Source organism: Pseudomonas sp. MPB23, from assembly GCF_046605395.1.
Classification (GTDB): domain Bacteria; phylum Pseudomonadota; class Gammaproteobacteria; order Pseudomonadales; family Pseudomonadaceae; genus Aquipseudomonas.
The window spans coordinates 3,947,097-3,967,263 of record NZ_CP176771.1; the positions used below are offsets into that span (position 1 = coordinate 3,947,097).

Here is a 20,167-nt window from a genome sequence, read left to right on the forward strand (position 1 = left end):
GATGGACAATCACTGTCCAGTCGCGATGTTCTGCGAGCGCTAGACCGTCGCCCGGCCACAGCTGAATCGCCCTCGGCAGGCAAACTGGCACAGGGTTTGTATGAGGTTTTTCAGATTCTTCATACCTGAACCCATCTTTCTGGAGTTCGCATGCCCTTGCATCCTGTTTCACCGACTGTTGCGCCGTTGACGTTCAAGCATCGCGTTCTGGCGATTTTCGCCGGCCTGGTCGCCGCCAACCTGCTGGCCTGGGCCTGGGCGTTCACGGCCTTCCATGACTATCCGCTGCTGCTCGGCACCGCCTTTCTGGCCTACAGCTTCGGCCTGCGCCATGCGGTGGATGCCGATCACATCGCCGCGATCGACAACGCCACCCGCAAGCTGATCCAGGAAGGCCGGCAAACCGCGAGTGTCGGGCTGTTCTTCTCGCTCGGGCACAGCACCGTGGTGATCCTGGCTTCGCTCGGTATCGCCCTGACGGCCACGGCATTCAAAAGCGAAATCGAAGCCTTTCATGGCATCGGCGGGCTGATCGGCACCTCGGTGTCAGCCGCGTTCCTGTTGCTGGTGGCGCTGATCAACTTGCTGATCCTGCGCTCGGTGTATCAAGCGTTTGGACGCGTGCGGCGCGGCGAACGGATCGGCGAGCAAGAAATGAACGCGATCCTCACCGGCGGCGGTCCGATTGCTCGTCTATTGCGCCCGCTGTTTCGGCTGATCAGTCGGCCCTGGCACCTGTATCCGCTGGGCCTGCTGTTCGGCCTGGGGTTCGATACCGCCACGGAAATCGGCCTGCTGGGGATTGCGGCGGTGCAAGCCTCGCAGAGCCTGCCGATCTGGTCGATTCTGGTGTTCCCGGCGCTCTTCACCGCCGGCATGGCGCTGGTCGACACCGCCGACAGCGTGATGATGACCGGGGCTTACCACTGGGCACTGGTCAACCCGGCGCGCAAGCTCTATTACAACCTGACCATCACGTCCATGTCGGTAGTGGTGGCATTGCTGGTGGGCGGGGTGGAAGTGCTCGGGCTGGTCGCGGCGCGGTGGGACCTGCACGGCGGCGTGTGGGATTACATCAGCGCACTGACCGACAACTTCGGCATGATCGGCTACCTGATCGTCGGGATATTCATCCTGACCTGGGCCGTTTCTGTGCTGTTCTACCGCTTCAAGGGCTACGACCGCCTGGACGTGGCACGTGCCTGAGCCATCTCTTCCTTTCTGCGCCTGGCGAGGTTCTCTCGCCAGCGACTTGCCTGGCCGGACACAAGATTTCCAGCCTGCATAAATAGTGGAAACAAACATTCCATTTCAGCTTTGTTACAAGGCGCTTCGGCATGCACGGCTAAATAATAAAATTCCTTTAAAAACAAATAGATAAATTACTTGGCAACGCATTTATCCGCGCCGCGGCGAAATGGCACAGGTCTTGTACTTACCAGATAACTGAACGTCATGGGTTATCCGCATGTTTCCAGCCGCCGTCGCAATCATGACCAGGCGGCAGCTTCAACACCCCATAGAACTGATGGCCTTTGTAGCCGACGGCATGGCGCCTGACTTACCCGGTCAGGCACAGATTTCCAACACACCGAGTGCAGCCCCCGTTGAACCACCTTCTCGGGGAGGAGAAATAAAGTAATGGAAACGTTTTACGAGGTGATGCGCAGACAAGGCATCTCGCGCCGCAGCTTTCTCAAATTTTGTTCCTTGACCGCAACCTCGCTGGGCCTGGGCCCGGCCTTCATGCCCAAAATTGCCTGGGCCATGGAGAACAAGCCGCGTACGCCAGTCCTCTGGCTGCACGGCCTGGAATGCACCTGTTGCTCGGAGTCATTCATCCGCTCCGCGCATCCGCTGGCCAAGGACGTGGTGCTGTCGATGATCTCCCTGGATTACGACGACACCTTGATGGCTGCTGCCGGGCACCAGGCCGAGGCGATCCTTGATGAGGTCATGACCAAGTACAAGGGCAACTACATCCTGGCCGTCGAAGGTAACCCGCCGCTGAACCAGGACGGCATGAGCTGCATCATTGGCGGCAAGCCCTTCGTCGAGCAGTTGAAGCGTGTTTCACGCGATGCCAAGGCGATCATTTCCTGGGGCTCCTGCGCCAGTTGGGGCTGCGTACAAGCGGCCAAGCCCAACCCGACCCAGGCCGTGCCGATTCACAAGGTCATCACCGACAAGCCGATCATCAAAGTGCCGGGCTGCCCGCCCATCGCTGAAGTCATGACCGGGGTGATCACCTACATGCTGACCTTCGACCGCATTCCTGAGCTGGACCGTCAGGGCCGGCCGAAAATGTTCTACAGCCAGCGCATCCACGACAAGTGCTACCGCCGCCCGAACTTCGACGCCGGCCAGTTCGTCGAGTCCTGGGACGACGACGCCGCGCGCAAGGGCTACTGCCTCTACAAAGTCGGCTGCAAAGGCCCGACCACTTACAACGCCTGCTCGACCGTGCGTTGGAATGGCGGCACCAGCTTCCCGATTCAGTCCGGCCACGGCTGCATCGGTTGCTCGGAGGAAGGTTTCTGGGACAAGGGCTCGTTCTATCAGCACCTGACCGATATCAACCAGTTTGGTGTTGAAGCGAACGCCGATGAAATCGGCCTGGCTGCCGGCGTCACCGTAGGCGCAGCGATCACTGCCCACGCCGCCGTCACCGCCCTCAAACGCGCCAGTAACGGCAAGGCGTCCACGCCGTCGCCCGACGCCCCAGCGACAAGACAGGAATAAGCACCAATGAGCACCTATTCGACTCAGGGTTTCGACCTCAACAACACAGGCCGACGTATCGTTGTCGACCCTGTGACCCGTATCGAAGGCCACATGCGCGTCGAGGTCAACCTCGACGCCAACAACATCATCCGCAATGCCGTTTCCACCGGCACCATGTGGCGCGGCCTCGAAGTCATCCTCAAGGGCCGCGACCCGCGTGACGCCTGGGCGTTCGTGGAGCGTATCTGCGGCGTCTGCACCGGTTGCCACGCGCTGGCCTCGGTGCGTTCGGTCGAGGACGCGCTGGGTATTCGCATCCCGCCGAACGCGCATTTGATTCGCGAGATGATGGCCAAGACCCTGCAAGTCCATGACCACGCCGTGCATTTCTACCACCTGCATGCCCTGGACTGGGTGGACGTGGTGTCTGCGCTCAAGGCCGACCCCAAACGCACCTCGGAATTGCAGCAGACCGTGTCGCCGGCTCACCCGTTGTCGTCGCCGGGTTACTTCCGCGACGTGCAAAACCGCCTGAAGAAGTTTGTCGAAAGCGGTCAGCTCGGGCCGTTCATGAATGGCTATTGGGGCAACCCCGCTTACCAGTTGCCGCCTGAAGCCAACCTGATGGCCGTGACCCATTACCTCGAAGCCCTCGACTTGCAGAAAGAGTGGGTGAAGATCCATACCATCTTCGGTGGCAAGAACCCGCACCCTAACTACCTGGTCGGCGGCGTGCCCTGCGCGATCAATATCGACGGCGATCTGGCCGCCGGCGCGCCGTTGAATATGGAACGCCTGAACTTCGTGCGTGCGCGCATCGATGAAGCGCTGACCTTTTGCCGCAACGTGTATGTGCCGGACGTGTTGGCCATCGGCACTATCTATAAGCAAAAAGGCTGGCTGCACGGCGGCGGCTTGTCGGCGACCAACGTGATGGACTACGGCACCTACGCCAAGGTCAATTACGACGACAGCACCAACCAACTGCCGGGCGGCGCGATCCTCAACGGCAACTGGGACGAAATCCTGCCTGTGGACGCGCGCGATCCCGAGCAAGTGCAAGAGTTCGTGACCCACTCCTGGTACAACTACCCGGACAACGACAAGGGCCTGCACCCGTGGGACGGCATCACCGAGCCGAACTACGAGCTGGGCGCCAAGACCAAGGGCACGCGCACCAACATCGAAGAAGTGGACGAAAGCGCCAAATATTCGTGGGTCAAATCTCCGCGCTGGCGCGGGCATGCCATGGAAGTCGGGCCGTTGGCGCGTTACATCCTTGGCTACGCCCATGCCCTCAAGGGCAACCCGCATTGCCAGCGGGTCAAGGAGCAACTGGAAGGTTCGCTGCGAGCGGTCAACCACGACTTGCCAAAAGCCCTGGGCCTGGCGGAAACCGACCTCAGTGCCAAGCAACTCTTGCCCAGCACGATCGGCCGAACCCTGACCCGTGCCCTGGAAGCCGAGTACTGCGCAGAAATGATGGTCGACGACTGGAACGAGTTGATGACCAACATCCGCAACGGCGACCGCGCCACCGCCAACGTCGAAAAGTGGGATCCGTCCACCTGGCCTGCCGAAGCCAAAGGGGTCGGCATCGTTGCCGCACCACGCGGCGCGCTGGGCCATTGGATCCGAATCAAGAACGGCAAGATCGAAAACTACCAGTGCGTCGTGCCCAGCACCTGGAACGGCAGCCCGCGTGATGCCAAGGGTCAGATCGGTGCTTTCGAGGCCGCGCTGATGAACACGCCGGTGGCCGTCCCCGATCAGCCCGTGGAAATCCTGCGCACGCTGCATTCCTTTGACCCTTGCATGGCCTGCGCCACCCACGTGATGAGCGAGGACGGCGCGGAGCTGAGCACAGTCAAGGTCAGTTGATCGATTGTTCAACGCTGCATTCGGCAGGCGCCACGGCGCCTGCCCATCCAAAGGTGACGCTATGACCCAACCTACTCAAAGCCCCCTCGACGCGTCGGAATACGTGTACGAGGCCCCCGTGCGCCTGTGGCACTGGATCAATGCCGCCTGCATTGTGGTGCTGGCCATCACCGGCTACTTGATTGGCTCGCCGCTGGCGACTCAACCGGGCGAAGCCAGCGACCATTTCGTGATGGGCTACATCCGCTTTGCGCATTTCAGCGCGGCGTACATTTTCACCATCGCCATGATCGGGCGCGCCTATTGGGCGCTGGTGGGCAATCATCACGCCCGCGAACTGTTCTCGGTGCCGCTGACCAGCAAGGTCTACTGGGCCGACATGCTCGCTTGGGTGCGCTACTACCTGTTCATCGGGCCGACGCCCAAACCGATGTTCGGCCACAACCCGCTGTCGCGGTTCGCGATGTTTTTCATCTTCCTGCTGACCTCACTGTTCATGATCCTGACCGGCTTCGCGCTGTACGGCGAAGGCGCGCAAATGGGCTCGTGGCAGGAACGCACCTTCGGTTGGGTGCTGCCACTGTTGGGGCAATCCAACAATGTGCATGTCCTGCATCACTTGGGCATGTGGGTGATCGTGCTATTCGTCATGTTCCACATCTATGCCGCCGTGCGCGAAGAAATCAACGGCCGACTGAGCTTGGTCGGCGCCATGATTTCCGGCTACAAGACCTTCAAAAAATGACCACATTGGTAGAAACCGCCATGAGTCCTCTCCAACCGACACTGCCGCAGATCACCGTGCTGGGCATCGGCAACCTGCTGTGGGCCGACGAAGGTTTCGGCGTACGTTGCGTCGAAGCCTTGCAACAGCGTTATGAGTTCGCCGACAACGTGGCGCTGATCGATGGCGGCACGCAAGGCCTGTACTTGATCCAGCATGTCCAGCAAGCCGATTACCTGCTGATTTTCGACGCGGTGGATTACAACCTCGCACCGGGCGAACTGAAGTTCATCGCCGACGACGAGGTGCCTAAATTCCTCGGTATCAAAAAACTCAGCCTGCATCAGACCGGCTTTCAGGAAGTGCTGATGCTCGCGCAATTGACCGGCCATTACCCGACCCGAGTGTTGCTGATCGGTTGCCAGCCGGAAAACATGATGGACTACGGCGGCAGCCTGCGCCCCAGCGTCCGGGCCGCCATGGAAGGGGCGCTGGATGAGGCGCTGCGCGTGCTCGACAGTTGGGGCGCGGCGCCGCAGCAACGCGCTACGCCGCTCGCCGGTGAAGAGGCCGTGACGCTGCCGCACCTGGAGCTGCAACGCTACGAAAACGAACGCCCGTCCGCACAGCAAGCCTGCCGGATCGGCGACGAACGCATCCTCGCCAGGCGCGTCTGATATGTGCATCGGATTGCCCATGCAAGTGGTCGAGGCCGAGTTGGGCTTCGCCCGATGCCGCGACCGCCACGGCGAAGAACGGCGCATCGACCTGTCATTGGTTGGCCCCTGTGCCGTCGGCGACTGGCTGTTGATCTTTCTCGACGCCGCCCGTGAACGCCTCGACGCCCAACGCGCCAGCGAAATCGACTCGACCCTGGGCCTGCTCGAAGACGCCTTGTTCGGCACGGCCCCGCAGCCCGACAGCGCGCCGGGTTTCAGCTTGCCCTCGGCCATGAGCGCCGGGCAACTGGCCGCTTTGCTGGGCCAGGCATCGCCGCCCCTTGAGCGTGCCGCGCTCACCCCACCTCAACCGTCACGCAAGGACCCCACATGAGCGAATCCGCTGTTTTCATGGCGCCCATTCCCGCGACGCCCGCCATCCCGGCCTTGATCAGCCGCCTGGTGGAACAATTCGACGCGGCCTGGATCGACGCCGACAACCTCGACGCCTGGCTTGCCCAAGGCGGCGACTGTCTGTTGCTGCTGTGCGGAGACCCGATACGCCACCCTGAATGCCTGGACGTGGCCGTGGTGCTGCCGGAACTGCGCGTGGAAATCGCGCGCCGCCACCAATTGACCCTGCGCCTGGGCGTGGTCAGTCGCGCCGATGAAGAAGCCATTGCCGAGCGCTTTGCCGTGCGCCGCTGGCCGTCGCTGGTGTGGCTGCGCGATGGCGGTTACGTCAGTACCTTCAGCGGCATGCTCGACTGGGATGAATACCTGCGCCTGGCGGACAGTGCCGTGAGCCAAAGCAATGCGCGCATTCCCTTGCTCGCCGGAGCCCCCGTCAGCGCCCCTGGAGGCTGCCAATGAACCACGATGCCAATGACCGTGACGTGCAAAACCACGCCGTGGCGTTCGATCCGCTGAACTACATCCCCGTGGTGGATATCGGCCCCGGCTCCCAACCCGACGATGAGGACGTGCTCGAATACATCAGCATGCCCCAGGGCATGTACACCCATAGCATTCCGGTGCTGCCCGAGCCTGAAGAGCTGCAGGCGTTGCCCGGCGCCCGGCAAGCGTTGCAGACGCTGCTGCAATGCCTGCGCGACTGCACGAACGGCCTGGCCACGCAAAGCGTCGACCTCAGCGGCCTGGAAGTCGGCGACCGCAAGCTGCTCGACCAATTGCTGGGGGAGGGCGAGGTCAGCGCGATCATTGCCGCGCAGCCGTCGTTGCGCATCCAGGAATCGATCTTCGCCGGCGTATGGCGCCTCTACGGCCAGGGCTACGATCACGTCGAAGTGGGCGCCGCGCCCGCGCAACTGCGCAGCAAGGCGCAAGCGGCGGCCCGGCCAGCGGCTTTCGACTTGTCGTCACCGTTGCCGCTCGGCGTCATGAACGCCCCGGCGATCCTGACCGAAGTCCAGGACCGCAGCCAACACTGGCAACCCGGCGACCAGGTGCATGTGATTAACCTGACCTTGCTGCCGTTGTCCGAACAAGACCTTGCCTTCCTCGACACCCATTTGCCCGCCGGCCCCGTGCGCGCCTTGGCCCGGGGCTATGGCAATTGCCTGATCAGCGCGACCCGGATCCAGAACTGCTGGCGCATCACGTACTTCAACTCGCAGGATGCGCAAATCCTCGACACCATCGAAATTACCGACCTGCCGGAAGTGATTTGCGCCGCCCCCGAAGACCTGGCCGACTCTCTGGAACGCTTTGAAGACGTTATCCAGTGGTTTGAAGGGCAGTGAGGCAACGATGAACGAAAAAACCAGCTTCGAAGGCAGCTACGGCGGTGACAACGCGCGGATCAGCGACGCCACCCGCCTGGAATGCAAAATCTGCTGGTGGGTGTATGACCCGCGCGAAGGCGACCCGGTCTGGCAGATCGAGCCCGGTACGCCGTTCTCGGCCTTGCCGGACCATTGGCGTTGCCCGAATTGCGATGGCGATGCTGAGCAGTTCATGGTGCTCGATGAATCTGTCTGAGTGGCAAGACGTCCCGGCGCAACAGGCGCAGACCCTGTGCGCGCACTTCCAGGGCATCGCCGATACGCGCATGCGCGGGTTGCCGTTTCTCAATCAACAACTGGCAGTCGAGGCGGTGGGTTTCAGCGCGCAGATCGCCGGGGAGAACGCGGCCACCGGCGTGCTCGGCATTCTGATCACGCCCTGGTTCATGAACCTGGTCTGGCTGCCGGAGAACACCGACAGCACCCTGGCCCCAGGGGCGTCAGGCGAGCATCAGTTCGGCGGCCAGCGCCTGACCTTCATTGGCGCGGACGGTGAAGACATCGGTGGCTACGAGAGCTGCTCGCTGTTTTCACCGATGTTTGAATTCGCCGATCAGGACGCGGCCCGGCAAACCGCTGAACAGGTGCTGGCGCTGTTGCGGGACGCTCCCGAACCCGCCCCCGAACGCCCGGCCATCAGCCGCCGTGGCTTGCTGTTCGGACGCGTGTCCGGGGGCGCGCAATGACCGCCACGGCAACCCTGACGCGGCTCGGCGGATCGTTGCGGGTGCGTCCCGGTCAGCAGCCCGCCATTGTCGGTGGGCGCCCGGCGTTGGCCGCGACCTTGTTGCGCGGCCAGCCGCCACAGACCGCTGCGCACCACTTGCCGTTGCTCTATAGCCTGTGCGGGCAAGCGCATCGCTTGACCGCCGAGTTGGCCGTCAACACGGCACTGCACGGCGAAATGCCCATCGACCCGAATGCCCAGCGCATGCTGGAGGCCGAAACCCGTCGCGAACATGTGCGGCGTATGCTGCTCGAATGGCCGCGGTTGTTGGGTAACCCGTCGGTGCGCCCCGATCTCAGCCAACTGCATGCCTGGGAACACGCTCCGCAGCAGGCGATGCAGGTCTGGCTGGGCGAATCGGTGGCGCAATGGCTTGAACAATGGCAGGCCGACCCGTTCCGCGCGCTCGATGACTGGAGCCAGCGCAGCGACCATTGGCTGGCGCACGCCCTGGCCGATTGCCGCGAGGATGCCCACGCTCTGCAACTGCCGGTGCATGCCTTGTCACTGGCCGGCAACCGCCAAGCGTTGCACGCGGTGGCCGCCCAACTGCCAGAGGCCAGCGATTTCGCGTTGCATCCGCTGATCGAGGGGCTACCCTGTGAGACGGGCAGTTGGACCCGCGAGCGTGAGGCCGATCCGCAACGCTACACCAGCGTCTGGCTGCGCCTGGGCGCGCGTCTCGCCGAACTGGCGCGGCTGTCACTGCCACAGCCCACTGGCCTGGCGCTCGGCGCATTGGCGTTGGGGCCCAACGAGGCGTTGGCCTGGAGCGAAACATCGCGCGGCCTGTTGCTGCACCGGGTCTGCCTGGCGCGAATGAATGCCGGTGTGTTGATCAGCGATTATCAGGTCATCGCGCCGACCGAATGGAACCTTCATCCCCACGGCGCGCTGGCCCAGGGCTTGGCGACGATGTCAGCCGGCGATCCGCGCACGCGACGTCGCACCGAACTGTTGATCGCGGCCTTCGACCCGTGCATCGGCTTCACCCTCGAACTTGAAGCAGCACCGAGCGAGGAAATTATTCATGCATGAAGTGAGTCTGGCGGGCGGCATTCTCAGCGCCGTCGAGGCGGCGGCCAGGCGCGATCCGTTCGTACGGGTCAGCCGCCTGCGCCTGGAAGCCGGCCAACTGGCCGGCGTTGAAGTCGAGGCGCTGCGTTTCGCCCTCGAAGCCCTGGCGCCAGGCACCTTGCTGGCCGGTGCGCACATCGATATTGAACAACCCCCGGGCCAGGCCTGGTGCCTGGATTGCGCCATCAGCGTGGCGCTGACCGAGCGTGGCGCCGGCTGCCCGCAATGCGGCGGCTTCTGGCTGCAACCCACCGGCGGGACTGAACTGCGCATCCTCGACCTGCAGGTCGAGGATCATTAATCGTTTGATTTTGGAGGTACACCATGTGCGTCGTCTGCGGTTGCGGAACCGGGCATTCACACGACAAGACCGAAGCGCCAGCCACCGATAGCGATGTGCAGGTCGACGCTACCGGCGACCTGCATTACGGCACGGGCCAGGCACGGGTTTCAGTGCCGGGCATGAGCCAGGCCCGCACCATCCGCCTGGAGCAAGACATCCTCGGCGAAAACGACCGGCACGCCGCACGCAACCGGGAAAACTTCACCGCCCACGGCGTACTGGCGCTGAATTTGGTCTCCAGCCCCGGTTCCGGCAAGACGACCCTGTTGTGCAGCACCCTCATGGCCCTGCGCCAACGCCGCGCCGACTTGCCGCTGGCGGTGATCGAGGGCGATCAGCAAACCCGTCACGACGCCGAGCGCATCCGCGAAACCGGCGTCCCCGCGATCCAGATCAACACCGGCAAAGGCTGCCACCTCGATGCGCGGATGATCACCGAAGCCTATAGCCGCCTGCCGCTGCATGAAGCGTTGCATGCCGCCGGTCACGCGCATCAGCCCCACGTGCACAGCCCCGTCGAGCAGCAGCCCCACGCCCACGTGCATACGCCACAGCATCAACACAGCCACCACGCCCATGACGCCAGCGAGCCGGCCGGCATTCTGTTCATCGAGAACGTCGGCAATCTGGTCTGCCCCGCGCTATGGGATCTGGGCGAGGCGGGCAAAGTGGCGATCCTGTCGGTGACCGAGGGCGAAGACAAGCCCCTCAAGTACCCGGACATGTTCGCCGCCGCGCGCCTGATGATCCTCAACAAGATCGACCTGTTGCCGCACCTGGATTTCGACGTGCAGCGCTGCCTGGACTACGCGCGACAGGTCAACCCGCAGATTCAGATCATCCAGCTCAGCGCCCGCGACGGCACCGGGTTGGATGCCTGGCTCGACTGGTTGCTGGCCGGCGCCCCCGACGTTGACCGACGCGCCGCGCGCATCGCTGAACTGGAAGCGGAACTGGCCCGCCTCAAAGGCCAGGTGGAGGCCCCCCATGCGTAGCGAAAAACTGCCCGGCGTGCAGGTCTGGCCGCCGGTGCTGGCCTGTGGCGCGTGGCTGAAGAACACCGCTTGCCTGTTGCAAGGCGATCAGGTGCTGTGGTCGCCGCTGCACGGCGATTTGGGCGACCCGCAAAGCTGCCTGGAGCTGGAGGCGTCGTTGGACGCGCTGTTGGCGTGTGCAGAAGTCACGCCGCAAGCCATCGCCCACGACCTGCACCCGGATTTCTATAGCTCGCAACTGGCGGTGACGCTGGCGGAAAAACTCAAGGTGCCCGCCGTGGCGGTGCAGCATCACCACGCGCACATTGCCGCGCTGATGGCCGAACATGGCCTCGACGGGCCGGTACTCGGCCTGGCGCTCGACGGTGTGGGCCTTGGCAGCGACGGCGCAGCCTGGGGCGGCGAGTTGCTGTGGGTGGCCAGCGATGCCTGGCGCCGACTCGGCTATCTATTGCCACTGCCACTGCCCGGTGGCGATGTGGCCGCCCGCGAACCCTGGCGCTTGGCCGCTGCGGCGCTGCATCTGCTGGGGCGCGACGATGAAATCCTCGCCCGGCTCGGGCCGCTGGTCGGCGAACAAAGCGCCCAGACGGTCGCGCAGATGCTCGCGCGCAATCTCAACTGCCCGCTGAGCAGTGGCGCCGGCCGTTGGTTCGATGCCGCTGCCGGGATTCTCGGCATCAGTGTCCGGCAACAATTCGAGGCCGAAGCCGCCATTGCCCTGGAGCGTCTGGCGACTGAATACCTGACCGCCCACGCCGAGCCCGCCATCGACGGCCTGTGGCATATCCGCGCCGACGGCGTACTCGACCTGCAACGGCTGCTGACCCGCCTGTTCGAACTCGCCGACAGCGGACGCAGCGCAGAAGGCGCGGCCCTGTTTCACTTGACGCTGGCCGCCGCTCTCGCCGACTGGATCGAGCGCCAGTCCACCACGCTGCCGGTGCTGCTCGGGGGCGGTTGCTTCGCCAATCGCCTGCTCAGTGCCCGGCTCACGCAACGCTTGACTGCCAAGGGCCTGGCGGTGTTCAGCGCGCAGGCCGTGTCGTGCGGCGATGCCGGGCTGGCCCTCGGTCAAGCCTGGGTTGCCGCGCACTGGCGTGACCCGCAACGCCAACCCGCTCTGCCATTGGAGGAACCTCAAGCATGTGCCTAGCCATTCCCGCCCGCGTGATCGAATTGCGCAACGGCGGTAACGCACTCGTCGACTTGGGCGGTATCCGCAAGGAAATCTCCCTGGCGCTGGTGCCGCACGCCCGGATCGACGACTACGTGATCGTCCATGTCGGTTATGCCCTGGGCCTGATCGACCCCGAAGAAGCCCAGCGCACCCTGGAAATGTTCGAAGAGCTGGACCGCCTGCAACCGGAAGCCCTATGAAGTACATCGATGAATACCGCGACGGCGAACTGGCACAACGCATTGCCGAACGCATCCGCGCCGAAGTCCAGCCTGAACGCCAATACCGGTTCATGGAGTTCTGTGGCGGCCATACCCACGCGATCTCGCGTTACGGCGTGAGTGATTTGCTGCCGGCCAATGTGCGCATGATCCACGGCCCTGGCTGCCCGGTGTGCGTCTTGCCGATTGGGCGTATCGACCTGGCGGTGAAGCTGGCGTTGGAGCACGGCGCGATCCTCTGCAGCTACGGCGACACCCTGCGCGTGCCGGCGTCCGGTGGCCTCTCGCTGCTACGCGCCAAGGCCCAGGGCGCGGATATCCGCATGATCTACTCACCCAGCGATGCGCTGAAAATCGCCGAGGCCAACCCCGAGCGTGAGGTGGTGTTCCTGGCCATCGGTTTCGAAACCACCACGCCGCCGACCGCCTTGGTGATCCGCGACGCCGCCGCCCGTGGCCTGAAAAACTTCAGCGTGCTGTGCTGCCATGTCCTCACCCCGGCGGCCATCGAGCATATCCTTGCCGCCCCCGGGCAAGATCCGGCGGCGGTGGAACTGGACGGCTTCGTCGGCCCGGCGCATGTGAGCATCATCATTGGCTCTGAACCCTACGCCGAGTTTGCGCGCCAATACCGCAAGCCGGTGGTGATTGCCGGGTTTGAACCGCTGGACGTCATGCAGGCGATTTTGATGCTGGTGCGCCAGGTCAACGACGGGCGCGCCGAGGTCGAAAACGAATTCGTCCGTGCCGTGGGCCGCAACGGCAACAGCGCCGCCCTGACATTGATGGACGAGATCTTCGAACTGCGGGAAAGCTTCGAATGGCGCGGGCTTGGTGAGGTGCCATTCAGCGCCTTGCGCATTCGCCCGGCATTCGCCGCCTTCGATGCCGAAAAACGCTTCGACCTGCATTACCGCGCCGTGGCCGATAACAAAGCCTGCGAGTGCGGACCGATCCTGCGCGGGCAGAAAAAGCCCACCGACTGCCGCCTGTTCGGCAGCGTATGCACCCCGGAAAACCCCATGGGGTCGTGCATGGTCTCCAACGAAGGCGCCTGCGCCGCTCACTATGCCTACGGGCGCTATAAAGACATCGAGGTTGTTGCAGTATGACCGGCCGTTCTCCCGTCAAACGCGGTTATGTACGCCCCCTCAATGTTCGCGACGGCGTGGTCGATATGGGCCACGGTGCCGGCGGGCGAGCTTCGGCGCAGTTGATCGAAGAACTGTTCGTCGCCGCCTTCGATAACCCGTGGTTACGCCAGGGCAACGACGGCGCCGCCTTCAGCCTGGCACTCAAACCCGGCGAACGCATGGTCATGGCCACCGACGCCCACGTGGTGTCGCCGCTGTTTTTCCCCGGTGGCGACATTGGCAGCTTGTCCGTGCACGGCACCCTCAACGACGTGGCCATGGGCGGCGCCCGCCCGCTTTATCTCTCTGCCAGCTTCATCATCGAAGAAGGCTTTGCCCTGGCCGACCTCAAGCGCATCGTCGAGTCGATGGGTCGCGCTTCTCGCGAGGCCGGGGTGCCGATCATCACTGGTGACACCAAGGTGGTGGAACGCGGCAGTGGCGACGGTGTGTTCATCAGCACCACCGGCATCGGCATTATCCCCAACGGGGTCGACACCGGCGGGCATCGCGCACGCCCTGGCGATGCGATCCTGGTGTCCGGCAGCATCGGCGAACACGGCGTGGCGATCATGTCCAAGCGAGAAGGGCTGACGTTCGAGACCGAAATCCTGTCTGACAGCGCCGCCCTGCATGGCTTGGTGGCGCAGATGCTCGCGGTCGCTCCCGGCCTGCGCGTACTGCGCGACCCGACCCGCGGAGGCCTGGCGACGACGCTGAACGAAATTGCCGGTCAATCCGGGGTCGGCATGCTGTTGGACGAAGCGGCGATTCCCGTGCAGCCGCAGGTCGAGGCCGCCTGCGAACTGTTGGGGCTGGACGCGCTCTACATCGCCAACGAGGGGAAGCTGATCGCCATCTGCGCCGAAGAAGACGCCCAGCCGCTGCTCGACTGCATGCGCCTCCACCCGTTGGGCGAACAGGCGGTGCGCATCGGCACGGTCCTCGAAGACGCGCACGGTTTCGTGCAGATGCAGACCCGATTCGGCGGACGCAGGGTGGTCGACTGGTTGTCCGGCGAACAGCTACCGAGAATCTGCTGAGCGCTTGAAATCTTGAGGCGGGCGGTGAGACGCAACGTCTCACCGTCTCGTCGCAGCCTCATGCAGCCTGACATCCAGCGTCTCATCCGAACGTGGTCCTGACGACCCTGGGGTTTCCCGCGAACGCTCTAAGAACGGGCACGGCGGGTGTTTCAGCCGACCTGGCATCGGCCTTGCTCTAGCTCTGGCAACCAGCCTGACTGGCAATCCAATAATAAAAAGTGGTGGCCGATGTCCTGCCCAAGCGGCTGGTTCTGGACCTCGTGCAACCGCACTGACGCCCCTCCCGACACACGCTTGCGGGGTGCCAGGCCCAACCGGTTCAAGGAGATTTCGCAATGACCCTTTCGCTCACTCCGCAACGCAGCATGCGTGCCGCTGTCTGGCACGGCCGTAACGATATCCGCGTCGAAGACGTGCCGTTGCCGATTTCGCCACCTGCCGGTTGGGTGCAGATCCGCGTGCAGTGGTGCGGCATTTGCGGCTCCGATTTGCATGAGTACGTGGCCGGGCCGGTGTTCATCCCGGTGGACGCGCCGCATCCGCTGACCGGGATAAAGGGCCAATGCATTCTCGGTCATGAATTTTGTGGCGAGATCGTCGAACTCGGCGCCGGCGTGCAGGGTTTCAGCGTCGGCGAGCCGGTGGCGGCCGACGCGTGCCAGCATTGCGGCACGTGCTACTACTGCACCCACGGGCTGTACAACATTTGCGAAAACCTGGCCTTCACCGGGCTGATGAACAACGGTGCCTTCGCTGAATTGGTCAACGTGCCGGCCAACCTGCTGTACAAGTTGCCGGCGAACTTTCCGCCTGAGGCCGGGGCGCTGATCGAGCCGCTGGCGGTGGGCATGCACGCGGTGAAAAAAGCCGGCAGCCTGCTTGGGCAGAACGTGGTGGTGGTCGGCGCGGGCACCATTGGCCTGTGCACCATCATGTGCGCCAAGGCGGCGGGCGCGGCGCAGGTGATCGCGCTGGAAATGTCCGGTGCGCGCAAGGCCAAGGCCCATGAAGTGGGGGCGACCCATGTGCTCGATCCCAATCAATGCGATGTGCTGGCCGAGGTGCGCCGCCTGACGGGCGGGCTCGGGGCGGATGTCAGTTTCGAATGCATCGGTAACAAACACACGGCCAAGCTCGCGATCGACCTGATTCGCAAGGCCGGCAAGTGCGTACTGGTGGGGATCTTCGAGGAGCCCAGCGAGTTCAACTTCTTCGAGTTGGTGGCAACGGAAAAACAGGTACTGGGCGCGCTGGCCTACAACGGCGAATTCGCTGACGTGATCGCGTTTATCGCCGATGGACGGCTGGACATTACGCCGCTGGTGACGGGGCGCATTCAGTTGGAACAGATCGTGGGGCAGGGCTTCGAGGAACTGGTCAAAAACAAGGAACACAACGTGAAAATCATCGTGTCACCCGCCCGAGTCTGAGGCGCGCGATGACTGACTCGGTCCCTCCACGCCTTGCTGCCGGGCAGGGTAGAGGAGGGGCCGAGTGCCTGATGAGTTTGTTGATTCAACGCTGAAACAAATTTACATACTTTATTGACGCCATTAAAACGCCACTATCCGATCTGCACCCATTGATGGCACAAAGCCATGCGGAGGGATCTAGACATGTGGCGTTCGGTACACCGGACCTGGCTCTGCCTGCTGTCCGCTTTTTTTGGGTTCTTCACGGAATCCCGGGAAACACAGAAACAAGAACGCCGATTTGATTGATGATGTTCGTGCGAGCAAACACATCTAACAAACCGGCGTTCTTATGCGCGATATTAATACTTTCCTTCCTTTTTGGGAGGGCTTTTCTGTCGTCACGATCAAGCCTGATGGTGACGCCCTCCAGATCGATCTGACACCCCACGCCACCCGATTCCCTTCCTGTGGCGGGTGCCAAAAACCCTGTTCAACCACGCATGAGTATTGCGAGCGAGTCATTCGTGATTTGCCCATTCTCGGTCGTGCGGTGCGCCTGAGCGTTTTGCTCCGACGCGTTGGTTGCCGCGACTGCGGTAAACGCATGGAGGCCGTCAGTTGGCTGGATCGCTATGCCCGTATGACGCGGCGTCTGGCAGAGGCGGTCATTCAAGCCTGTGAACGCCTTCCCACGCTGCATGTGGCGCAGATGTTTGGGCTGCATTGGGACACCGTTCGGTTGCTGGAGCGTCGTGCCTTGCAAGCGGCATTGAGCGATCTGCCGAAGGCGCAACCACGGCGTCTGGTGATGGACGAGTTCGCCCTGTTCAAGGGCCATCGTTACGCCAGTGTGGTGCTGGATGCGGATACACGACGAGTGCTGTGGGTCGGCGAAGGCCGCAGCCGGGCGGCGGTCAGGCCGTTTTTCGAAGAGCTGGGGCCAGAGGGATGCGCCCGAATCGAAGCGGTGGCAATGGACATGAACACTGCTTTTGACCTGGAGGTTCGTCAGCACTGTCCCAACGCGCGAGTGGTCTACGACCTCTTCCATGTGGTGGCCAAGTATGGCCGAGAGGTGATTGATCGGGTTCGCGTCGACGAAGCCAATCGACTGCGTCATGACAAGCCGGCCCGACAGGTCATCAAGCAGGCGCGTTGGCTGCTCCTGCGCAACCCGCAGAACCTGAAAACACCGGAGCAACAGGTCCGCTTGGAGGATCTGCTGGCGGCCAACCACGCGTTGATGAAGGTCTATTTGATGAAGACTGAACTCAAAACGCTTTGGACGCCGAGCACCGCTTGGGGTTGGCGATCGGCCTGGAAGCAATGGCTGCGCCATGCGCATGAAAGCGAAATACCGGCACTGATCCAGTTCGCCAAACGGCTAAAGAGTTACTGGCGGGGCATCGTCAGCCGGGTTCGCTGGCCGATGCACACCGGTCAGTTGGAAGGAATAAATAATCGAATAAAGGTCATCAAACGGATGGCGTACGGTTACCGGGATAGCGAATTCTTTTTCATGAAAATCAAGAGCGTCTTTCCCGGTAATCCGTGAAGAACCCAAAAATAGGGGGCGGGGTCACGGTGGGTGCTAACTTAAGTGGGTCGTATTGGGGAGGTGTTATTAAGGGCGAGGATGCCGCTTGTTCGCTGCTGGGAACTACTGTGGGGGCTGGGATATAAAAGTGGCCAATTAAAACTATATATTGGAGCCGCGGCCGAAACCATCGGTCGCGGGAGGAATGGCAGTCACCTGCCACCCCCCGCACAGATCCGCACGTGCGGAATTACCGCATACGACTCTTCCTCTCGAAAGACGCAGGCAATGAGTGCCAGTAACCCGCACGTGCGGACAGTGGAGGTCGCAGGCGCCAGTCACTCCGTACACGATGACCAGGGAGAGGTATTCAACGCGTTGGTTGCCGCGTTTCTCGAAAGCCTTGCTTAGACTTCTTCCGCCGGCTGATTCTTGGCCCGCTGTCAGACGAAGGAGCGCTGCGCAGGAGAAAACGGCAACTGTTCGTCAACACGTTCCTGCATGTACTGGAGGATCCAGGGTCGGATCCGACTCAGGCGCGAGATGTTCATAGTTGATCCTTGGTGTTCCGGGCGGGGCGGTGGGTGAGCGAAGGGCCTAATGGTGCGTGCCCAGTTCGCGTATCTCGTCGTAGCGAGCCTGCAGTTCCTGGCGCTGTTGCTTGCGTAACTGGCCCTGGGCGTAGCGACGGCGCTCGATGAGCGTGTCGGGCTGCAAGGGGCGCACGGGGCTGGGGCGCCCAGCGGCGTCGACGGCGACCATGGTGAAGTAGCAGCTGTTGGTGTGGCGCACGGTACGCTCATGGATATTCTCGGTCATGACCTTCACGCCGATCTCGAGCGAAGTGCGTCCGGTGTAGTTGACCGACGCCAGGAAGGTGACCAGTTCGCCGACGTGGATCGGCTCCTTGAAAATCACCTGGTCAACCGAAAGGGTGACCACGTAGCGGCCTGCATAACGCTTGGCGCAGGCGAACGCCACTTCGTCGAGCATTTTCAACAACGCGCCGCCATGCACGTTGCCGGAGAAGTTGGCTTTGTCGGGGGTCATGAGCACGCTCATGCTCAGTTGGTAACTGCCGGGTTCCATAGTTTCCTCATCACGGTAGGCATTGTCATAGGCCATGTCGCCATGTAGGTCTGGCGCTTGAGGCTTTGTCTGGACCGCATGACGTTACAGTCAGTTGACGTAAGTAGCTATGTAGTTAAATGGAAGAGTGTATTTCGGATAAGTTAATAATGCGCGCGCAGTGCGTGTGTGCTCTATCGCTGAGTTTAATTTAATATTGTAAACCCAGACTTAATGATAAAGTGCGTCGAGCACGGGGCGCCGGTTATGGGGCTTTATTGTTGCAAAACCTGAAATTACTATTTGCTTTAGGTGAAACAATGCGTCGTTATACCACGGTTCTAAGCAGCTTTATGTTGGCATTGATTATTCCGCAAGTGACCCAGGCCGACGTTTTCGGTTGGCAGGAAAAGGCGCTGATTCAACCTGAGCAAGGGAGTGTGGAGGTCGAACTTAATCCCACTTCGCCCAAGTCTTCCATTGAAGTTCATGACCTCGTCCTATTCCAGAGAAATGGCGAGAATTGGGTGCGTTTCAGTGTCCCGGTGATGCACGCATTGACGGGCACGACCGATTTGACGCTGGAGAGGAAAGTACTGCGCACCGAAAAATCCAAAGGCGCCTTTGGCAGCAGTCAGCATCAGTTGGTGCGGATGTCGCTGTGCCTGGGTGACAAGGTATACGTCGAGGACCTTGCGCTGAAAACCCACGGTAAAGGGGGGTCGCCGGTCAGGCTGGGGCGTGATGTGCTTCCACGGTTGGGCCTGGTGGATGCGTCACGATCCGACACCCTCAAGCCTGATTGCAAGCTCTGATATCGCGCCCATCAGGCGCCGGGGGAGCCCGGTGCCTGATGGGCGATGATTCACTGGTTGAGGATGCCGCGATCCCAGTTCTGCTGGTTCTTGCGCGCGTCCTGTATGAACGGCGACCACTGGATCAACTTGAGCACTACCCGGTTCAGCACGCGGCCCGGTAATGTCATGGGCCGCTGCACATCCAGGAACAGCACCACGCGCCGCTCGTCAGTGTCGTTCCAGACCTGATGCTTGAAGGTGTCGTCGAATACCAGGCAACTGTCCTGCTGCCAATGGCGCACTTCATCACCCACCTCTATACGACACTGTTCGGCCTGTTGCGGGATGATCAGCCCCAGGTGCACCCGCAGCAATCCGTTGTAGGGCCCGCGGTGGGGCGGAATGTGCTTGCCGGGGCTGAGAATCGAGAAAAACGCGGTGTACATGCCCGGGATGGACTCAATGATCTGGGTCGTTTGTGGGCACTGTGTGCAATTGCCGTCGATCTTGTAGCCATAGCCGTAGAGGAAGAATGTCTTCCAGCGGTCGTCCTGGGTCAGTCTGGCCTGGTCTTTGGATATCTGCTGAAAACTGGGGATGGCATCGCTGTTGCGCAACACGGCATCGAGTTCGGCGCGAATCACCACCGACCGGGATTCCAGCTCCCGGGTCCAGGCGAAGATGGCCGGGTCGAAGAACGGCGTGTTACCCACCGTAGAGCTACGCCGTATCAGATTTTCAAGGCGTTTGATGATCCACAGGCCGATGGCGACGCTGGGACGATGTTTGCGTTTTTTCTTGGGGGTCAAAGCCGTCTTCCTGGCGATCATGGAAA

Annotated in this window: 22 protein-coding genes; 20 read left to right on the plus strand and 2 right to left on the minus strand. The window is 62.2% G+C overall.

Annotated elements, in window-relative coordinates:
- Nucleotides 1–150: 150 nt before the first annotated feature.
- The 19 genes from ACLH0J_RS17905 (at nucleotide 151) to ACLH0J_RS17995 (ending at nucleotide 17,485) form a co-directional block, all read left to right on the plus strand.
- Nucleotides 151–1,206: a HoxN/HupN/NixA family nickel/cobalt transporter gene (locus ACLH0J_RS17905; protein ID WP_411388381.1), complete on the plus strand. Its 1,056-nt coding sequence runs from the start codon at nucleotides 151–153 to the stop codon at nucleotides 1,204–1,206.
- Nucleotides 1,207–1,641: 435 nt separating this feature from the next.
- Complete coding sequence (locus tag ACLH0J_RS17910; protein WP_411388382.1) at nucleotides 1,642–2,742, plus strand: hydrogenase small subunit; 1,101 nt, start codon at nucleotides 1,642–1,644, stop codon at nucleotides 2,740–2,742.
- A gap of 6 nt (nucleotides 2,743–2,748) precedes the next feature.
- A complete protein-coding gene (locus ACLH0J_RS17915) occupies nucleotides 2,749–4,605 on the plus strand; it encodes a nickel-dependent hydrogenase large subunit (RefSeq protein WP_411388383.1) in 1,857 nt (618 codons plus the stop codon).
- A gap of 61 nt (nucleotides 4,606–4,666) precedes the next feature.
- Nucleotides 4,667–5,350, plus strand: coding sequence for a Ni/Fe-hydrogenase, b-type cytochrome subunit (cybH, locus tag ACLH0J_RS17920; RefSeq protein ID WP_411388384.1), 684 nt, complete (start codon nucleotides 4,667–4,669; stop codon nucleotides 5,348–5,350).
- Nucleotides 5,347–6,006, plus strand: a complete 660-nt coding sequence (locus ACLH0J_RS17925) for a HyaD/HybD family hydrogenase maturation endopeptidase (protein WP_411388385.1) — start codon at nucleotides 5,347–5,349, stop codon at nucleotides 6,004–6,006. Before cybH ends, ACLH0J_RS17925 begins: the two co-directional genes overlap by 4 nt.
- A gap of 1 nt (nucleotide 6,007) precedes the next feature.
- Entirely contained in the window at nucleotides 6,008–6,382 is a 375-nt protein-coding gene (locus ACLH0J_RS17930) for a HypC/HybG/HupF family hydrogenase formation chaperone (RefSeq protein WP_411388386.1), read from the plus strand.
- Nucleotides 6,379–6,861, plus strand: a complete 483-nt coding sequence (locus ACLH0J_RS17935; RefSeq protein ID WP_411388387.1) for a hydrogenase — start codon at nucleotides 6,379–6,381, stop codon at nucleotides 6,859–6,861. Before ACLH0J_RS17930 ends, ACLH0J_RS17935 begins: the two co-directional genes overlap by 4 nt.
- Nucleotides 6,858–7,751 carry a hydrogenase expression/formation protein gene (locus ACLH0J_RS17940; protein WP_411388388.1) on the plus strand — a complete coding sequence of 298 codons (894 nt, stop codon included), beginning with the start codon at nucleotides 6,858–6,860 and terminating at the stop codon, nucleotides 7,749–7,751. Before ACLH0J_RS17935 ends, ACLH0J_RS17940 begins: the two co-directional genes overlap by 4 nt.
- Before the next feature lie 7 nt (nucleotides 7,752–7,758).
- Nucleotides 7,759–7,989, plus strand: a complete 231-nt coding sequence (locus ACLH0J_RS17945) for a rubredoxin (RefSeq protein ID WP_411388389.1) — start codon at nucleotides 7,759–7,761, stop codon at nucleotides 7,987–7,989.
- A complete protein-coding gene (gene hybE / locus ACLH0J_RS17950; RefSeq protein ID WP_411388390.1) occupies nucleotides 7,976–8,479 on the plus strand; it encodes a [NiFe]-hydrogenase assembly chaperone HybE in 504 nt (167 codons plus the stop codon). Before ACLH0J_RS17945 ends, hybE begins: the two co-directional genes overlap by 14 nt.
- Complete coding sequence (locus tag ACLH0J_RS17955; RefSeq protein WP_411388391.1) at nucleotides 8,476–9,558, plus strand: HoxV; 1,083 nt, start codon at nucleotides 8,476–8,478, stop codon at nucleotides 9,556–9,558. The genes hybE and ACLH0J_RS17955 overlap by 4 nt, the downstream gene beginning before the upstream one ends.
- A complete protein-coding gene (locus ACLH0J_RS17960) occupies nucleotides 9,551–9,898 on the plus strand; it encodes a hydrogenase maturation nickel metallochaperone HypA (RefSeq protein WP_411388392.1) in 348 nt (115 codons plus the stop codon). The genes ACLH0J_RS17955 and ACLH0J_RS17960 overlap by 8 nt, the downstream gene beginning before the upstream one ends.
- A gap of 23 nt (nucleotides 9,899–9,921) precedes the next feature.
- The gene (gene hypB / locus ACLH0J_RS17965; protein ID WP_411388393.1) at nucleotides 9,922–10,935 is read left to right on the plus strand and encodes a hydrogenase nickel incorporation protein HypB; all 1,014 of its coding nucleotides are present in this window, start codon (nucleotides 9,922–9,924) and stop codon (nucleotides 10,933–10,935) included.
- A complete protein-coding gene (locus ACLH0J_RS17970) occupies nucleotides 10,928–12,091 on the plus strand; it encodes a carbamoyltransferase HypF (RefSeq protein ID WP_411388394.1) in 1,164 nt (387 codons plus the stop codon). Before hypB ends, ACLH0J_RS17970 begins: the two co-directional genes overlap by 8 nt.
- A complete protein-coding gene (locus ACLH0J_RS17975; RefSeq protein WP_411388395.1) occupies nucleotides 12,082–12,315 on the plus strand; it encodes a HypC/HybG/HupF family hydrogenase formation chaperone in 234 nt (77 codons plus the stop codon). The genes ACLH0J_RS17970 and ACLH0J_RS17975 overlap by 10 nt, the downstream gene beginning before the upstream one ends.
- Entirely contained in the window at nucleotides 12,312–13,448 is a 1,137-nt protein-coding gene (hypD, locus tag ACLH0J_RS17980; RefSeq protein WP_411388396.1) for a hydrogenase formation protein HypD, read from the plus strand. The genes ACLH0J_RS17975 and hypD overlap by 4 nt, the downstream gene beginning before the upstream one ends.
- Complete coding sequence (gene hypE, locus ACLH0J_RS17985) at nucleotides 13,445–14,512, plus strand: hydrogenase expression/formation protein HypE (protein WP_411388397.1); 1,068 nt, start codon at nucleotides 13,445–13,447, stop codon at nucleotides 14,510–14,512. The genes hypD and hypE overlap by 4 nt, the downstream gene beginning before the upstream one ends.
- 368 nt (nucleotides 14,513–14,880) lie before the next feature.
- Nucleotides 14,881–15,945 (plus strand): 2,3-butanediol dehydrogenase, encoded by a 1,065-nt coding sequence (locus ACLH0J_RS17990; RefSeq protein WP_411392856.1) that lies wholly within the window; start codon nucleotides 14,881–14,883, stop codon nucleotides 15,943–15,945.
- A gap of 334 nt (nucleotides 15,946–16,279) precedes the next feature.
- Complete coding sequence (locus tag ACLH0J_RS17995) at nucleotides 16,280–17,485, plus strand: ISL3 family transposase (protein ID WP_411388398.1); 1,206 nt, start codon at nucleotides 16,280–16,282, stop codon at nucleotides 17,483–17,485.
- A gap of 579 nt (nucleotides 17,486–18,064) precedes the next feature.
- On the opposite strand, the gene ACLH0J_RS18000 is transcribed toward ACLH0J_RS17995, so the two are convergent.
- Nucleotides 18,065–18,556 carry an acyl-CoA thioesterase gene (locus ACLH0J_RS18000; RefSeq protein ID WP_411388399.1) on the minus strand — a complete coding sequence of 164 codons (492 nt, stop codon included), beginning with the start codon at nucleotides 18,554–18,556 and terminating at the stop codon, nucleotides 18,065–18,067.
- A gap of 260 nt (nucleotides 18,557–18,816) precedes the next feature.
- Here ACLH0J_RS18000 and ACLH0J_RS18005 point away from each other — a divergent pair, with 260 nt between their 5' ends.
- Complete coding sequence (locus ACLH0J_RS18005) at nucleotides 18,817–19,350, plus strand: RimK/LysX family protein (RefSeq protein WP_411388400.1); 534 nt, start codon at nucleotides 18,817–18,819, stop codon at nucleotides 19,348–19,350.
- Nucleotides 19,351–19,400: 50 nt separating this feature from the next.
- On the opposite strand, the gene ACLH0J_RS18010 is transcribed toward ACLH0J_RS18005, so the two are convergent.
- On the minus strand, nucleotides 19,401–20,162 hold the full coding sequence (locus ACLH0J_RS18010) for an aspartyl/asparaginyl beta-hydroxylase domain-containing protein (RefSeq protein ID WP_411388401.1): 762 nt from the start codon (nucleotides 20,160–20,162) through the stop codon (nucleotides 19,401–19,403).
- Nucleotides 20,163–20,167 lie beyond the last annotated feature (5 nt).

Excerpts from the sequence above, each read along its gene's own strand:
- ACLH0J_RS17990 (WP_411392856.1), top strand. The coding sequence starts at position 14,881 with ATGCGTGCCGCTGTCTGGCACGGCCGTAACGATATCCGCGTCGAAGAC.
- hypB (WP_411388393.1), top strand. The coding sequence starts at position 9,922 with ATGTGCGTCGTCTGCGGTTGCGGAACCGGGCATTCACACGACAAGACC.
- ACLH0J_RS17975 (WP_411388395.1), top strand. The coding sequence starts at position 12,082 with ATGTGCCTAGCCATTCCCGCCCGCGTGATCGAATTGCGCAACGGCGGT.
- ACLH0J_RS17905 (WP_411388381.1), top strand. The coding sequence starts at position 151 with ATGCCCTTGCATCCTGTTTCACCGACTGTTGCGCCGTTGACGTTCAAG.
- ACLH0J_RS17955 (WP_411388391.1), top strand. The coding sequence starts at position 8,476 with ATGACCGCCACGGCAACCCTGACGCGGCTCGGCGGATCGTTGCGGGTG.
- ACLH0J_RS17960 (WP_411388392.1), top strand. The coding sequence starts at position 9,551 with ATGCATGAAGTGAGTCTGGCGGGCGGCATTCTCAGCGCCGTCGAGGCG.
- ACLH0J_RS17945 (WP_411388389.1), top strand. The coding sequence starts at position 7,759 with ATGAACGAAAAAACCAGCTTCGAAGGCAGCTACGGCGGTGACAACGCG.
- ACLH0J_RS17910 (WP_411388382.1), top strand. The coding sequence starts at position 1,642 with ATGGAAACGTTTTACGAGGTGATGCGCAGACAAGGCATCTCGCGCCGC.
- ACLH0J_RS18010 (WP_411388401.1), bottom strand. The coding sequence starts at position 20,162 with ATGATCGCCAGGAAGACGGCTTTGACCCCCAAGAAAAAACGCAAACAT.
- ACLH0J_RS17915 (WP_411388383.1), top strand. The coding sequence starts at position 2,749 with ATGAGCACCTATTCGACTCAGGGTTTCGACCTCAACAACACAGGCCGA.
- ACLH0J_RS17925 (WP_411388385.1), top strand. The coding sequence starts at position 5,347 with ATGACCACATTGGTAGAAACCGCCATGAGTCCTCTCCAACCGACACTG.
- hypD (WP_411388396.1), top strand. The coding sequence starts at position 12,312 with ATGAAGTACATCGATGAATACCGCGACGGCGAACTGGCACAACGCATT.
- ACLH0J_RS17995 (WP_411388398.1), top strand. The coding sequence starts at position 16,280 with ATGCGCGATATTAATACTTTCCTTCCTTTTTGGGAGGGCTTTTCTGTC.
- ACLH0J_RS17935 (WP_411388387.1), top strand. The coding sequence starts at position 6,379 with ATGAGCGAATCCGCTGTTTTCATGGCGCCCATTCCCGCGACGCCCGCC.
- hypE (WP_411388397.1), top strand. The coding sequence starts at position 13,445 with ATGACCGGCCGTTCTCCCGTCAAACGCGGTTATGTACGCCCCCTCAAT.
- hybE (WP_411388390.1), top strand. The coding sequence starts at position 7,976 with ATGAATCTGTCTGAGTGGCAAGACGTCCCGGCGCAACAGGCGCAGACC.
- ACLH0J_RS17940 (WP_411388388.1), top strand. The coding sequence starts at position 6,858 with ATGAACCACGATGCCAATGACCGTGACGTGCAAAACCACGCCGTGGCG.
- ACLH0J_RS18000 (WP_411388399.1), bottom strand. The coding sequence starts at position 18,556 with ATGGAACCCGGCAGTTACCAACTGAGCATGAGCGTGCTCATGACCCCC.
- ACLH0J_RS17970 (WP_411388394.1), top strand. The coding sequence starts at position 10,928 with ATGCGTAGCGAAAAACTGCCCGGCGTGCAGGTCTGGCCGCCGGTGCTG.
- ACLH0J_RS17930 (WP_411388386.1), top strand. The coding sequence starts at position 6,008 with ATGTGCATCGGATTGCCCATGCAAGTGGTCGAGGCCGAGTTGGGCTTC.
- cybH (WP_411388384.1), top strand. The coding sequence starts at position 4,667 with ATGACCCAACCTACTCAAAGCCCCCTCGACGCGTCGGAATACGTGTAC.